At 61.0% G+C, this 12,839-nt stretch carries 12 protein-coding genes; 9 read left to right on the plus strand and 3 right to left on the minus strand.

What is annotated here, in order from left to right:
• Positions 1-43: 43 nt before the first annotated feature.
• The 6 genes from LSI54_RS09515 (at position 44) to LSI54_RS09540 (ending at position 4,979) form a co-directional block, all read left to right on the plus strand.
• Complete coding sequence (locus LSI54_RS09515) at positions 44-664, plus strand: biotin transporter BioY (protein ID WP_241469578.1); 621 nt, start codon at positions 44-46, stop codon at positions 662-664.
• Positions 661-1,863 (plus strand): AMP-binding enzyme, encoded by a 1,203-nt coding sequence (locus LSI54_RS09520; RefSeq protein WP_241469580.1) that lies wholly within the window; start codon positions 661-663, stop codon positions 1,861-1,863. The genes LSI54_RS09515 and LSI54_RS09520 overlap by 4 nt, the downstream gene beginning before the upstream one ends.
• Positions 1,860-3,089, plus strand: coding sequence for a thiolase family protein (locus LSI54_RS09525; RefSeq protein WP_241478236.1), 1,230 nt, complete (start codon positions 1,860-1,862; stop codon positions 3,087-3,089). The genes LSI54_RS09520 and LSI54_RS09525 overlap by 4 nt, the downstream gene beginning before the upstream one ends.
• Positions 3,086-3,850, plus strand: a complete 765-nt coding sequence (locus tag LSI54_RS09530; protein ID WP_241469584.1) for an energy-coupling factor ABC transporter ATP-binding protein — start codon at positions 3,086-3,088, stop codon at positions 3,848-3,850. The genes LSI54_RS09525 and LSI54_RS09530 overlap by 4 nt, the downstream gene beginning before the upstream one ends.
• Complete coding sequence (locus LSI54_RS09535; RefSeq protein WP_241478237.1) at positions 3,850-4,449, plus strand: energy-coupling factor transporter transmembrane component T family protein; 600 nt, start codon at positions 3,850-3,852, stop codon at positions 4,447-4,449. The genes LSI54_RS09530 and LSI54_RS09535 overlap by 1 nt, the downstream gene beginning before the upstream one ends.
• A 203-nt stretch (positions 4,450-4,652) precedes the next feature.
• Positions 4,653-4,979 (plus strand): CHY zinc finger protein, encoded by a 327-nt coding sequence (locus LSI54_RS09540; RefSeq protein WP_342357810.1) that lies wholly within the window; start codon positions 4,653-4,655, stop codon positions 4,977-4,979.
• A gap of 146 nt (positions 4,980-5,125) precedes the next feature.
• Here the strand turns inward: LSI54_RS09540 and LSI54_RS09545 are convergent, their stop codons facing one another.
• The 3 genes from LSI54_RS09545 to LSI54_RS09555 form a co-directional block, all read right to left on the minus strand.
• The gene (locus LSI54_RS09545) at positions 5,126-6,325 is read right to left on the minus strand and encodes an MFS transporter (protein WP_241469587.1); all 1,200 of its coding nucleotides are present in this window, start codon (positions 6,323-6,325) and stop codon (positions 5,126-5,128) included.
• Positions 6,326-6,638: 313 nt separating this feature from the next.
• Positions 6,639-7,646 (minus strand): NAD(P)H-quinone oxidoreductase, encoded by a 1,008-nt coding sequence (locus tag LSI54_RS09550; RefSeq protein ID WP_342357811.1) that lies wholly within the window; start codon positions 7,644-7,646, stop codon positions 6,639-6,641.
• Positions 7,647-9,041 (minus strand): MFS transporter, encoded by a 1,395-nt coding sequence (locus tag LSI54_RS09555; protein ID WP_241478238.1) that lies wholly within the window; start codon positions 9,039-9,041, stop codon positions 7,647-7,649.
• Positions 9,042-9,328: 287 nt separating this feature from the next.
• Between LSI54_RS09555 and LSI54_RS09560 the strand changes: the two genes are divergently transcribed.
• The 3 genes from LSI54_RS09560 to accC are packed head-to-tail and all read left to right on the plus strand — an operon-like array spanning position 9,329 to position 12,751.
• Positions 9,329-10,855, plus strand: a complete 1,527-nt coding sequence (locus LSI54_RS09560) for a pyruvate carboxylase subunit B (protein WP_241469589.1) — start codon at positions 9,329-9,331, stop codon at positions 10,853-10,855.
• 2 nt (positions 10,856-10,857) lie between these two features.
• A complete protein-coding gene (gene accB / locus LSI54_RS09565) occupies positions 10,858-11,397 on the plus strand; it encodes an acetyl-CoA carboxylase biotin carboxyl carrier protein (protein WP_241469590.1) in 540 nt (179 codons plus the stop codon).
• A complete protein-coding gene (accC, locus tag LSI54_RS09570; RefSeq protein ID WP_241469597.1) occupies positions 11,387-12,751 on the plus strand; it encodes an acetyl-CoA carboxylase biotin carboxylase subunit in 1,365 nt (454 codons plus the stop codon). The genes accB and accC overlap by 11 nt, the downstream gene beginning before the upstream one ends.
• Positions 12,752-12,839 lie beyond the last annotated feature (88 nt).

The following is a 12,839-nucleotide window of genomic DNA, read 5'->3' on the forward strand; positions in this document are numbered from 1 at the left end:
AGTCTACTGAACACCATTCATTGAACACCATTCAGGAGCTGGCATGACCACAAGCGCCCCTTCCGACCGGGCCGAGACCGAGACCGAGCCGATCGTCGACTCAACGACATCCGGCGTCTCGATGCGCGCCGTCGCGCAGATGGCCGTTTTCGCCGCACTGATCGGCGCACTCGGGCTGATGGGAGCGATTGCTGTGCCCGGGCTGGTTCCGATGACCGCGCAGACGCTTGGCGTCATGCTGGCAGGGGCCGTGCTGGGCCCGTGGCGCGGGTCAGCTTCGGTCGCACTGCTCCTGATGGTCGTCGCTCTCGGCATGCCGCTCCTCTCGGGTGGCCGCGGTGGGCTAGGGGTATTCGTCGGTCCCTCCGCCGGCTACCTGATCGGATGGATCGTAGGTGCGATGGTTGTCGGCCTCGTCGTGCATGGTGTTCGAGGTCGCCCAAGCCTGACGTGGCCACGCGTGCTCGCTGGCGCGGCCCTCGGTGGCATCGGTGTCATCTACCTTTGCGGGATCCCGGTGCAGTCTGTCGTGACTGGTCTCGATCTGGGGCAGACCATGCTGACCTCGTTGGCGTTTCTCCCCGGGGACATCATCAAGGTCGCAGTGACCGTCGTTGTCACCATGGCTCTCTGGCGGGCCTACCCACGAGCCTTTCAGTCTTGAGTGACAAGGTCCCGGCCGACGACTCAGCCGGCCGGCGGCGAGCTGTCCTTGAGCCGCTCCGAGGCGCAGACCATGCCACGGTACTCAAGACTGCGCTCAAGATCCGCGCACAAGGCGGGGTTCCGCTGATAGGCGATGAACGGTGGGACGATCAGCATTGGCGTGAACTCGTCACAGCGTCGTCCCAGCACGCGCTCCCAGAGGATGCCGCATGGGCCGGATTCACCTCCGGATCGACGGCGGCCCCACGGGTCGTAGTGCGCAGCCACGCCTCCTGGGCATGCTCCTTCCCTGTGATCGACAAGCTGCTTGGCGCCCGACCTGGCGACTCCATGCTTATCCCTGTACACCCGGTGTCATCGATGGCGCTCTACGCCGCGGCACACGCCCAGAGCTCCGGCCTGCGGTTCACCGTTCCACACACCGCCCGACTGCGCGCCGCTGACCTGGATGGACCTGGCTTGATGCACGGCACGCCTTGGCACCTGCGCGAAGTCGTCAGCCTGGTCCAGGCCGGAGCGCACTGCACGCTGAGGGCCGTGTTGATCGGCGGTGACCGGCTGGACCAGAATCTGGCCATGCAGGCCCGTCAACTCGGACTCTCGGTAGTCACTTATGCGGGTGCGGCCGAGCTGAGCTTCGTCGCTGTAGACGCTGGGGCCGGCTTGCGCTCCTTCCCTGGCGTGCAGCTCAAGGTGGACGACTGCGGCGTGCTGTGGGTCCGCACTGAGCAAGTCTGCTCCACCGTGATTGGAAAAGGCTCCTCGCTGCGCACTGCGGGTGGGTCCGACCTCGAGCCCCAGTCCGGGGTGTACCCCTGGGTGACCGTCGGTGACCAGGCCTCACTGACGGACGGCGTCCTGACTCTGCACGGTCGCTCTGGTGACGCCATTCTCACGGCGGGGGCCACGGTGCTGCCCAGTGACGTCGAAGCGGTCCTCAGCCGGCTCCCGGGTGTGCGGGCCAGCCTCGTGGTGGCCGCACCGGATCGAGCTCTGGGCCAACGTGTGGCCGCATTCATCGAGCCCGAACCAGCAGCCGTACTGGACCAAGGAGCTCTCCTCCGCGCCGCTCGCGCGGAACTCACCCCTGCTCAATACCCACGGGTCACGCGCCTCGTGGCCTCACTGCCCCGCACCGGCTCAGGCAAGGTCCGCAGGCTGTCCTACACCGACGCCCAGCGGCTGGAGGCGACATGATCGTCACCTCTGCTTTGGATGTCGTCGTCTTGGCAGCTGCACGTACGCCGGTGACCGGTCGATCCCGGGCACAGTCCCACCGCACCGCATACCAGCTGGCTGCTGACGTCATAGCTCCGCTCGCCGTTGACGCTCGCGCTCACCTCGGAGTGGAGCCAACGGGAGTGGTGCTGGGGAACTGCATCGGTCCCGGAGGCAATATCGCCCGGGTCGCGGCGCTGGCGGCCGGCCTTGATCAGAGGGTGACGGGTATCACCGTAGATGCTCAGTGCGGCTCCGGATTGGTGGCGATCATTCAGGCTGCGGGACAGTCCCAGCTCGTGGGCGCTCCACTGATCGCAGGAGGCACTGAGAGTCCCTCGACCGCTCCGATTCGCACCTTCCGAGGCGTGAGCTACGACCAGGCGCCGTTCACCCCCTCCGGCTGGCCCGATCCTTCGATGACCGAAGCCGCCGATGACCTCGCCACAGCCCGCGGCATTTCTCGGGCCCGACAGGAAGACGCTGCGCTCCGCAGCCACGCCCTGTCGCTGCGGCATGCTGCGCTGGCAACGGCAGAGATCGCCGAGACCCATGACGGTCTGAGCCTGGGTCGCGACGACGGACCTCGTCGTCTCGATTCGACCAGAGCCGCCCGGTTCTCTCCTGTGCGCGATTCTCCCCGAGCCACAGTCACACCCACCACCGCCGCCCGGATTGCCGATGGCGCCGCCGCCGTGCTGCTCGCCCCGATGGGAGGCGGCCTGCATGAGGTCGCCGGAGGAGCGCCGACGTCGAATAGGACCATTCTTCCGGCATGCCGGATCCGGGCCACGGCACTAGTCGGGGCTGACCCGCAGCAACCCGGCATCGTCGCAGCAAACGCGATCAGCGCCTGTCTCGCCGCCGCGGGCGTCCGTCTGCAACAGCTCTCAGCCGTCGAGATCGTCGAGGCCTACGCGGCACAGCTGCTTGCTGTTGTCGACGAGTTGGGACTCACCACGGCGGGGACCACAGAGACAGGAGCCCCACCACAGCTCGACCCTCGCGTCAACGCCGCAGGGGGCGCTCTCGCATTAGGCCACCCATGGGGAGCCTCAGGGGCGATAGCTCTGGGAAGACTCGTCCGCCGGCTCGCGGCCGCTGAACCGGGCGCACTCGGGGTCGCGGCCTGCGCCATCGCTGGTGGCATGGGTTCCGCCGTCATCGTCGAGAGACTCGAAGATCCACGAGGAGACCAGGGATGACCATCGAAATTGACCAGCTCACCGTCACCGCCACCGGGCCTGAAGGCGTCACTCCCCTGTTGCGCGGTGTCAGCGCATGCCTCGAGGCCCGCACGACGGCGATCATCGGGGAGAACGGATCTGGAAAGTCCACCTTGGCGAAGGTGATCGGAGGACTGCTCAGCCCTGCCTCAGGTACCGTCACGGTCAACGGGCTCGATGTCGTCCGCGACGCCAAGCGGCTCCGCCGAGACACTGGGTTCATCATCGCCAACGCCGCCGCCCAGATCATCATGCCCACCGTGCGCGAGGATGTTGCGCTCACTCTGCGTAGTCGCAGCCTGAACCGCCGAGAACTCGAGGACCAGGTGGACGCTGCTCTGGCGGAGCATGGGCTGACCGAGCTGGCCGACCGCTCGTGCCTATCACTGTCATCTGGGCAGCTGCAACGACTAGCCCTGTGCTCGGTGCTGGTCGGCAAGCCCGACGTGGTGATCGCCGATGAGCCTAGCTCTATGCTTGATGCCCGCCACCAGCGACTCGTCAGTCGAAGATTATTCTCTCAGCCTGCAGATGCGCAGCTGGTCCTGGTCTCCCATGACCTCGACCTGGTGCGCCGCTGCGAGGAGACTGTCTGGATCCACCAGGGTCAGGTGGCGGGACACGGGTCCTCGAGTGCCGTGGTCGAAAGTTATCTGAACATGCTCGACGAAACCGAGGCAGAATCGACTGCGGATTTCGAAGGTACTACTCAGATGACGCCACCGAAGGGGCGGCCCTGATGATCACCCTCTACCACCCCGGCACATCGCTGCTGCACCGAATTCCCGCTGGGCTCAAGCTGGCTGGTTTCGCGCTGCTCGCCCTGACGCTGTTCTTCCTTCCCGATGCGTGGGAGTCCGCCGCGACGTTGCTTGTCCTGCCTGTACTCGGCTACGGACTTGCGGGCCTGCCCGCCCGGCTGCTGCTCACCGACCTGCGCCGTGTGCTGATGCTGCTGGTATTTCTAACTGTCACCCAGCTGATATTCCTCGACCCGACCGCGGCCGCCACTAACACCGCCCGCGTCATCAGCATCGTGCTGCTGGCCCAAGTCCTGACCCGCACGACGAAGATCGAGTCGATCATCGCCACCGCTGAGCAGTTGTTCACGCCCTTGAGACGGTTCGGTGCCAACCCGGCCAAGATCGGGCTAGCAGTGGCCCTGGTGCTCACCTCGGTGGGTCAGCTCGCAGCCGTCATCCGCCAGGTCCGTGATGCGCAACGCTCCCGGGGTGTCCGGCTCGCCCCTTGGGGATGGGTCGTGCCCACCTTGGTGCTTTCGCTCAAACACGCCGACGACGTCGGAGACGCGCTGACCGCCCGCGGTTTTGAGGCATAGCTATGTTGCTGAGCAGTAAGCACAGGGACACAGCGGAGATTCAGGGCGCTGTTCCTCTGACGCCGACTTGCCGTATTCGGTCCACCCCAAGCTTCGTGGCCCGACCGCTCCCCAAACAATATTCGGCGTAGGTGGGGCCCGTGATCGTCGCCGCATGATGGCGACGCACCTGAGTACAGTCCGCGTCGAATCAGGAGAAAATGATGGTGAAGCAAGTTCTAGGGAATCTTGTCGATCGACAAACACGGTGCATCCACTACCGGACACCACTGGACGTGGTCGCAATCAAGTTCCGTTGCTGCCTGGAGTACTACCCCTGTCATTTGTGCCATCAAGAGTGCGCCGATCACCCGGCTTTGCAGTGGTCGGTGGAGGAACACGAGACCCTGGCCGTGCTCTGCGGGGTCTGCCGCCACGAATTCTCCATCAGCAGATACCTCGGGGCAGAAAACTGCCCGCAATGCCGTACTTCATTCAACCCGAGGTGCCGACTCCACGCCCATCTGTACTTCTACGCGGGAGCTCAATAGGCGTTCCCCGGCAGCCTCTTGTTGCACGCCGCCCGACGAAGTGCCCCGGGCTAGCAGGCTCCCACCCCGGCAAAGGTAGATTCCTTGACTATTGAAGGGTCAGGAATGCGCAAGCTGAAGGGTCGGGAGCACTCCCAGCAAAGGCATCACCGCACATTTCGCGAGGAGTTGATGGCGATGGCAGTTATTGTCACACATGCAAGTATGGCAATGGCCAGCAGAATCGATTTGTCACTAAAGAACAGCGCCGCGACGGATACTATGCTCGGAACAAGGAAACCCGAATATGCAAGAGCATAAAACTTCCCCATGGCACCCCCTAAGTGTTGCGGCGATGCCAGTCGTTGCATTTCGAGCGTCCCGGCGACAAGCATCAGTCCGTATCCCGCGCCAAGAAGACTGCTAGCGAGAAGACCAATCCACAGACTCTGACTCAACAGTGTCGCTAGAGCGAGTACAAGTCCGATGAGGCTCAGACACAGGGCAGTTATGATCGCCTTCGCTGACTTGGGTGTGTCTAGCTTTCTGCCGAGCGACTGTACTGCCACACCGGACCCCATTGTCACGCCTACCGTGATCGTTGAGTGCAGCACCGGATTGCTGGAGGATGCCATCAGCTGAGGGACGACGGCAAAGCCGATCGTGCCGGATCCAAAGACCCAAGGGGCAGCCGGGATGATCACCGTCCGGAATCTTGTTGGCGCTGCCGCGTACTCCCAAAGCTGGTCCACCGCGTCAGTTGCTGTACGGAAACCTGAAGCTGCTGAACGAGTCTCTGGTGACCAGAGCAGCATAAAAACTAGCGGAGTACACAACACGATATGGGTGGCATATGGGAACACTGCCGACGCAGGAGCGTAGGTGGCGAGAATGCCGCTCACCACGGGCCCTATGCAGAACCCTCCTGTGATAAAAAGCGAGGCACGTCGGGCACCGGAACTGACACTGGCCGCAGGATCCCACGGCGGTAGCGACAGTTCTTTGATCCAGCTCGTAGTCGCAGCCATGGCGATCCCGGTTGCCACACCAGATAGCAAGCGACCGAGGAAGATCCAGGGTGGCAACCAAGCTCCGATAATCATGGCAACACTCCCGAGCATAGCTAGAATTAAAGCCGCAAGAGTTATCCATTTTCTGCCTGATCTGTCGGACCATGATCCCCCCAGCAACAAGGCAGGCAAAAGCCCTACAATGTATATGCTGAGCATCAGAGTGACTGACAGTCGGGAGATACCGTAGCTACTTTGGTAAAAGGACAGCATCGATGCGAACTGATTTGCCCCCCAACCAATCAAGAACAAGCTGAGCGCGGGTGGAAGCCATGGTTTCAGCGAATCGGGTCGCACGGAAGCTCTATCCAGGCGTCTGACGTCTGGAATCCCAAGATCGAGGGGTGGATTACCATCTCAGTTCGTTTCTAACACGCACATAGGCCACCTACAGCTAATCGGCATCATTACATCTATTTAAGATGTTATTCGTCGTTAAGAGACTTTTTCTGGTGATACGAGAATAGATTTTAAGAACTCAGCTCTGTTTTACAGACGACCAGGTGGGCCCCCAAAACCTGATACTTTGGGGGCCCACCTGTAGGCCTCGTCCTTTGGACGTCAAGACGGTTACAGTCGTCGGCGCGCAACCTCGAGTACCGACACAACTTCACACATCCAACAAGATCTTTCCGATGTGATTACTGGCCTCCATCTCTCGGTGCGCGCTAGCAGCTCCCTCCAAGGGATAGCGAGACTGAATAATCGATCGCATCGAGTGTTTCCCATTTGGCCCAAAGAGCGGCCAAAGGTGGTTCTTGGTTTGACTCACTATCTCCGCCTTGGCTTCAATCGACCGGCTCCGCAACGATGTCGCAAGGATTCGTCCCCGCTTGGCGAGCAACGCTCCTAGATCGACTTCTCCCACACGACCACCGAGCAGACCAATGACGACCAATCGCCCGTCCGGGGCAAGGGCCTGCACATTCCGTCCGAGATAATCAGCGCCGACTACATCGAGAATCACATCTGCACCGCGACCACCTGTCGCTGACAGCGTCCTCTCGACGAAATCCTCTTCTCGATAGTTGATCAAGACCTCAGCGCCGAGCTCTGAGCATGCCTTCAGCTTTTCGTCTGAACCGGCAGTGACCACTACATGGGCTCCCAGAGAAGCCGCCACCTGAATTGCCATGGTGCCAATGCCACTCGAACCGCCGTGAACCAAGAGGGTCTCCCCCTCACGCAGTCCTGCTTCCATCACGAGGTTGCTCCATACTGTGCAAGCCACCTCCGGCAGCGCGGCGGCGTCTGACAAGGACACGCTCGCAGGCACAGGAAGGACCTGACTCGCGGGAACCGCGACGTACTCGGCATAGCCGCCACCGGACAACAGTGCGCACACTTCATCGCCGACGTGAAGACCTGAACCTTCGGTCTCGGTTCCAAGAGCAGTCACTCGACCACTGACCTCGAGTCCTGGTATCTCGCTGGCACCCGGCGGTGGTGGGTAAACTCCGTGGCGTTGCATGACATCCGCGCGGTTCACACCGGCAGTCACAACTTGGAGCATCACTTCGCCCTTTCCCAGGGTTGGGCGCGGAACACTCATCGGGACGAGTGCGTCCGGGACCCCACCCATGTGCGGGTCGATAACTACCGCTCTCATTTGTTCCATTTAGACAACCGCCGTTCCTTCCGTCTCGGGATCAAAGTCCATGTCCGTCGCGAAATCAACGTTCTTCGTCTCTGGTCCGAGGAAGGCTCCGAGCGCAACCAGCAGCCCACCGATGACCAGGAGCGGCAGCACGGTCAGCTCCAGCGGCATGAAGTTTTCAAGGCCGACTTGGTAGAAGGCATAGAACGACGGAGGGATGACGGCCAGGCTGTATCCGAGGCCAAACCCAGACGCGCGAACGCCGGTCTGGAATCTCTCATTGATGTAAGTGGTCGCGAGACCCCAGAACCACACGATGACCCAGATCATGACACCTGCGAGGAGAACAGTCCCCAGGAAGGTGCTGGGTGGGGATGTGAGCAACCAGTAGTACAGCGCAGTACCAGGAATTGCAGCACCAAGTCCGGAGAAGATCAGGAATGGACGACGTCCCACATGCTGACTGATCTTCCCAGCGACCATGTACCCGACTCCGAGGAACAGGAAGGTGATGCATAGGAGGATCGTGACCTCTGTAGAGGTCAACCCTACGGAGTTCTGCAAGGCTCCTGGAAGCATGGCCGTCACTGTATTCAAGCTCATCCAGAACCCGCTCATCAGGACGAAGACCTGAGCGAAGGCCTTGAGGCTCCGCTTGCTCCCGAACAGCGTCTTCAGTGGCGACTTAGTTCCACCAGTCTTCTTGAAGACCTCCGACTCCTCGACGCTGACCGCGTACCACCAGACATAAGCGATAGCCATGAGCCCGCCGATGATGAATGGAACTCGCCAGCCCCACTGGACATATGGCGAACCCAGCCCATCAGCAGGGGCAATCTGAAGCATGATCAAAGTCAGCGCCGAAATGGCTACAAAGGCAGCTGGGAAACCTAGCATGATGTAGGCACCCCAAACACCACGCTTCTTCCTGGGAAGACGCTCCATGGCAAGCGGGCTAGCCGCAGAATAGGAGCCTCCCACGAACACGCCGTCGACCAGGCGCAGCACGATAAACACGATCACGGCTGCAATTCCCCAGGTCTCGTATCCAGGCATCGCTGCCATTGCGAAACTCATGAGGCCATAACCGGAGACCGCGATGAGATTAACCTTCTTGCGGCCAATCTGGTCGGCAAACCTCCCGCCGATGAGGGCTCCGAGCGGACGCCCAAGCAGGGTCGACACGAAGATCAGAGACGTGACGATCACGACCTGGCTTGCGGGCATAGTCGGCGAGAGGAAATAGACCATCGCCGGACCGAGTGCGACAACAGGAAGGTAGATGTCGTACATGTCGATAAAGAAGCCGGAAAACGCCCCGTGGGCAGCTTTCTTTGCCTTGGGATCCAATTGCTCATCCGCACGTGCCCCCGAGGGCACAGGATCATCCTTTAGATCATTTTGAACATTAACCATAGTCTGCTTCTTTCAGTAAGAAACGGTCCGGGTTCATCGACGACATATAGCCTACGACTGCCCAGGAAGAGAATTAACCAGAGATTCTAATCAAAGATCTCGCAGCCCTGAGGAGGTGCTCCTCGCGTCAAGCCTGCCGAGCGTTGTGCCAGTCTCACGCCACACAGCGGATGTGTCAAATATCACATGGAGCGCTTGACGGGGCGGCGTGAGTACGATTTCATAGGACGTGAATACGTTTGCACAATCGATGGCGACGCAGGTGGCGCCAATAAGCGAGGTCAGAATTGACGAACGATACGGAAACCATTGCCTCCGTGATGAGTCGCGGTGGGCGGCCCGCCAATAGCCGTCGCGAGATCAAGATCATCGACACCACTTTGCGTGACGGCCACCAGAGCCTCTGGGCCACCCGGATGCGAACCGACCACATCGAACAGCTGGCACCCGAGTTCGACACAGTTGGTTATGAGCACGTCGATCTTGTAGCGCCGATCCAGTTCGACGTGGCGGTGCGATACCTCAAGGAAGACCCGTGGGAGCGCGTGCGAAGGGCTCATGAGCTCGCTCCGAACACTAAGTTCCGGGCGCTCATACGCTCACGCAACATCGCAGCTTTCGACTTCCTCCCTGATGACGTCATCATGGCCTGGATTGAGCGCCTATATGCCAACGGTTTCCGCGTGATTGGCTCTTTTGACGGACTCAATGACATCGACAACATCGCGCCCGGGCTGCGCCGAGCAAAAGAACTCGGAGCTGAGACTTTCGGTGCGGTTTCGTTCAGCGAGAGCCCCGTCCACACCGACGAGCTCTTCGTGTCCAAAGCGCAGGAGCTCATCGAGAAAGCGGACGTCGACCGGATCATGCTCAAGGACGCGGGTGGTCTGCTCACTCCTGAACGCATTCGCACCCTCGTTCCGGCGCTCAAGGCAGTCATCGGCGATCGTCCGCTCGAAGTCCACACACATTCGCTTACAGGCCTCGCTCCACTAGTCTGTCTCGAGTCTGCAGAGGCCGGAGCCGACTCGCTGCACCTGTCAGTTGCCCCCCTGGCAGCTGGAAATGCTCAGCCCTCCGTCCAGAACGTCATTCGCGATCTGCGGGCGCTGGGTTACACGGTCAATCTCGACGACGAGAAAATTGACCAGATCAGTGACCGGATCCGGTTGATCGCTGACACAGAGGACAAGCCCCTTGGCGAGCCGGTGGAGTACAACGGGATGCACTTCATGCACCAGACTCCGGGAGGGATGCTATCGAACTTCCGATCTCAGCTCGCAACCGCGGGTCTCGGAGATCGCTACGAAGAGCTGCTACTCGAGATCGCGCGTGTACGAGCCGAGCTTGCATACCCGATCATGATCACTCCGTTCGCCCAGTTCGTCGGCACTCAGGCAGCCATGAACGTCTCAACAGGTGAACGGTACAAAATGGTGCCCAATGAGATCAAAAAGTACGCACTCGGATACTACGGTGACCTTCTCGCCGACATTGATCCTGAACTGCGTCAGAAGATCATCGACAATGGGGCATCTGATATCCCCCTCGATCCATCCGAGCCGGAGCCCATGCTCGACAAGATCGCCACGCAATACCCCGACGAATCCATCGAGTTTCACCTGCTGCGTGCGATGTTTGCAGGTGGTCAAGTCGATGAGATGAAGAAGACGGTGGCAGCAGGCGGCAACCCCGACGAAATCCCGGCGCCTTTGCTCGGAATCGTGAAGTCGCTCCACGAAAACGGCCAACCCGGCATCAACTCACTGACCGCCGGGGACCTCCAGATCAACATCCTTAAGGGAGAGAACTAATCATGGCGCTGAACCAGCCTGACATTCGCGAGCTCAAGTCCCTGGTCGACTGGGTGAACACCACCCCCGACGTGCGTGAGCTCTCCATCAAGTACGGCGACGTCGAGCTCTTCGTATCTCGCAATGGGCACGCCCCTTCCGGAGTCCCCGCCGCGGCCCCAGCGCCGTCCCCAACGCCCGAACAGTCCCCCACAACCGCTGCGCAGCCTCCAGAAGCGACAGCTCCGACTCCCGCCTCGGTGCCGGCGAACGGTGCGGCATCCTTGGCGGCCGGTGCACCAGCTGCGGCCGCAGAGGACGAAGTCACCATCGCGGCGCCTATGGTGGGTACGTTCTACTCCGCACCGAACCCCGGTGCCCCCGCTTTCGTGAATGTGGGTGACCGGGTCTCAGCCGACTCCGTCCTGTGCATCCTCGAAGTCATGAAGCTTATGAACAACGTGGAGGCCAAGGTCGACGGTGTCGTGACCGAGATCCTCGTGGAGAACAATGAGGCAGTGGAGTTCGGTCAGCCGCTGATGGTGATCAAACGTGACAGCTAAGCAGCTCAACAGCGTCCTGATCGCCAACCGCGGGGAGATCGCGCTTCGCATCGTCCGTGCCTGCAAAGAACTGGGGATCACCAGTGTTCTGGCCTATTCCGAGGCAGACAGAGGCTCTCTGCCCGTGAAGCTAGCCGACCGAGCGGTATGCATCGGTCCGGCGAACGCCTCCAAGAGCTACCAGGATCCGCGCGCGATCATCAGCGCCGCACTCGCCTTCAAAGTCGACGCGATCCATCCCGGCTACGGATTCCTGGCCGAGAATGCAGATTTCGCGGAGATGTGCGAGACCGAAGGGGTCGGCTTCGTAGGCCCCGCCTCAAGCGTCATTCGGAATATGGGTGACAAGATCCAGGCCAAGAAGATCGCGCGCCGTGCGGGTGTTCCCACGGTCCCTGGATCCGACGGCGCGATCGCTCAGCACGCTGAGGCGGTTGCTGTGGCCAGCGAGGTCGGATACCCCCTGCTTATCAAGGCCTCCGCTGGCGGTGGAGGCAGAGGTATGCGCGTTGTCGAATCGGGAGAGACGCTTGAACGCGATCTCGCCGAGATCATGTCAGAGGCGGAGACGGCTTTCGGCGACCCGTCCGTTTACCTTGAGCGGTATCTCACTGACATTCGTCACATTGAGATCCAGGTCGTGTCCGACGGTGAGTCGACTGTGCACCTCGGTGAACGTGACTGCACCGCCCAGCGCCGCAACCAGAAGCTCGTGGAGGAGTCGCCCTCCCCCGTCCTCGACAGTGAGCTGAGAGCGAGTCTGGCGGAGGCCGCTGTCGCTCTGTGTCAGGAAGTCGGGTATCGCAACGCCGGAACAGTGGAGTTCGTGTTCGACAACCTCGAGCGAAGGTACTACTTCATCGAGATGAATACGCGCATCCAGGTCGAGCACCCGGTCTCCGAGATGGTCACCGGCATTGACCTGATCAAGCTCCAGCTTGAGATCGCAGCGGGTAATCCGTTGCCCCTCACCCAGGACGACATCATCATCCGCGGTCACGCGATCGAGTGCCGCATCAACGCCGAGGATCCCGCTCAAGGTTTCGCGCCGAAGCCTGGCCGCATCGAATCTTTCCGTGCCCCCGGTGGATTCGGCGTTCGTCTCGACACCCATATCGAGGCCGGATACGTGATTCCCCCGTTCTACGATTCGATGGTAGGCAAACTGATCATCTGGGGCAATGACCGAGATGAGGCGATCTCTCGGGCATTGCGCGCTCTCGATGAGATGCAGATCGAAGGCGTGACTACCACCGCTGGATTCCAGAGAGACATCCTGAACAGCGAGGTCTTTCGCAGCGGTGACTTCAACACCGCGTTCGTCGCTAAGTTCCTTGAGGGGGAAGCCGCCTAGGCGACGCTGCCGGAGGGCGACCGAGTATCCGATCGACCCTCCGGCAACCCGCTTGATCCCAGATGTTCTTCTTCGCGCCGTACGTGAG

Origin of the sequence: Nesterenkonia sp. AY15, from assembly GCF_022565855.1 — a bacterium.
Classification (GTDB): Bacteria; Actinomycetota; Actinomycetes; order Actinomycetales; family Micrococcaceae; genus Nesterenkonia.

Bases quoted from the DNA above. Each gene is read 5' to 3' on its own strand.
- LSI54_RS09515 (WP_241469578.1), top strand. From the start codon at position 44: ATGACCACAAGCGCCCCTTCCGACCGGGCCGAGACCGAGACCGAGCCG.
- LSI54_RS09525 (WP_241478236.1), top strand. From the start codon at position 1,860: ATGATCGTCACCTCTGCTTTGGATGTCGTCGTCTTGGCAGCTGCACGT.
- LSI54_RS09530 (WP_241469584.1), top strand. From the start codon at position 3,086: ATGACCATCGAAATTGACCAGCTCACCGTCACCGCCACCGGGCCTGAA.
- LSI54_RS09535 (WP_241478237.1), top strand. From the start codon at position 3,850: ATGATCACCCTCTACCACCCCGGCACATCGCTGCTGCACCGAATTCCC.
- LSI54_RS09540 (WP_342357810.1), top strand. From the start codon at position 4,653: ATGGTGAAGCAAGTTCTAGGGAATCTTGTCGATCGACAAACACGGTGC.
- LSI54_RS09550 (WP_342357811.1), bottom strand. From the start codon at position 7,646: ATGGAACAAATGAGAGCGGTAGTTATCGACCCGCACATGGGTGGGGTC.
- LSI54_RS09555 (WP_241478238.1), bottom strand. From the start codon at position 9,041: ATGGTTAATGTTCAAAATGATCTAAAGGATGATCCTGTGCCCTCGGGG.
- accB (WP_241469590.1), top strand. From the start codon at position 10,858: ATGGCGCTGAACCAGCCTGACATTCGCGAGCTCAAGTCCCTGGTCGAC.